The organism is Lachnoclostridium sp. An118 (assembly GCF_002160985.1).
Taxonomy (GTDB): Bacteria; Bacillota; Clostridia; order Lachnospirales; family Lachnospiraceae; genus Claveliimonas; species Claveliimonas stercoravium.
On sequence record NZ_NFLQ01000050.1, the window covers coordinates 1 to 1,388 of the forward strand.

Here is a 1,388-nt window from a genome sequence, read left to right on the forward strand (position 1 = left end):
GCTGGTCCAGTCTTCCGCCCAGACATGCTCGTATTGCACCTTATCCTCAGGCCAGCCGTTTGCCGCCGTGTAGCCGTCAGCTCCGCAAGGCACATGAATGGCGGTGAGGGCGGCGCACTCGTCGAATACGTCATCTGCCTCCAGCTCGGGGGCCGTATTACCCGTAAAGGTTATGCTGCCTAACTTTTCACATATATTAAACGCTCCACTTCCGATGGAGGTAACGCCGGACGGAATCGTTATATCGGTCAATCCCATACACCAATAAAATGCGCATCCCCTGATTGAAGAAAGCTGGCTTCCCTCCTCAAAGGTCACGCTTGTCAAATCACTGCAAAGAGTAAAAGCCATGAATCCAATGGAAGTTACGCCTGCCGGGATTTCTATACTCGTCAGCTTGCCGCAGCCGAAGAATGTACCGCTCTCAATTTCGGTGAGCTTGCTATCTTTTTCAAAGGTTACGCCGCTAAGATTGAAGCACTCCTCAAACGCGCCCATTCCAATCATTGTCACTCCGGCAGGAATATTTATGTTTTCCAAACCGCTTTCGTAAAACGCGTAATCTCCGATGCCGGTTACGCCGTCAGGGATTTCAATGCTCGTCAAAGACCATGTCATGTAAAACGCAGAGTCCCCAATGGAAGAAAGTCGGCTTCCCTCCGCAAAAGTCACGCTGCTCAGGCTTTTGCAAAGCTCAAACGCGCCCATTCCAATCGTTGTCACCCCGGCAGGAATATTTATGTTTTCCAAACCGCTTTCGTAAAACGCGTAATCTCCGATACCGGTTACGCTGTCTGGAATCGCTACGCTCGTCAAGGTATTATTTTTAAAGAACGCCCTCTCACCGATGGCAGTGACCGGCTTTCCCTCTATCTCGTTCGGAATTACGACGCTCGCTTCGTTTCCTGTATATCCGGTTATGGTCACACTGTCGCCGTTGTCTTCATAGGTCAGACCACTGGTTGTGGTGCCTCCCGCCGCAAACACGGTCATGGGCAGCATTCCCAACACCATGCACAGGGAAAGCAGCAACGCCGCCAGTTTTCTTTTTGCTTGCATTTGGTTTCTCCTCCTTGTCAAACAAGATTGCTTATCCTTTGGTATGTACCAAAGGATAGAAGGGATATTCCTTCTTGAAAAGGATACCGGCTGCGCCGGGGCGGGCTGTGGATTTTGCACGAAGCCCGCCCGCAGGCGCTTTTGCCGGTTTTGTTTATTACTCAGCCTTATTTCCCGGCCGCCGCCTTTTTCCGCCTGTAGAACAGCATTCCCAGCACGCCGCCGCAGGAAGCCAGCATCAGGCCGATCCACAGCGCCATATCGCTGCTGTCCCCAGTCTGGGGGCTTTCTGTTTGCCCAGAAGGCTTGCCCTGCTGTTCGGGCTTGGC

2 protein-coding genes are annotated in these 1,388 nt (G+C 52.3%); both read right to left on the reverse strand.

Annotation, left to right across the window (positions count from 1 at the left end):
* On the reverse strand, positions 1-1,059 hold a 1,059-nt coding region (locus B5E62_RS16620; RefSeq protein ID WP_143468886.1), incomplete at its 3' end, for a leucine-rich repeat domain-containing protein.
* A 167-nt stretch (positions 1,060-1,226) separates the two neighbouring features.
* Positions 1,227-1,388 (reverse strand): LPXTG cell wall anchor domain-containing protein (locus tag B5E62_RS17805; protein WP_143468887.1); only part of this gene is annotated, 162 nt, incomplete at its 5' end.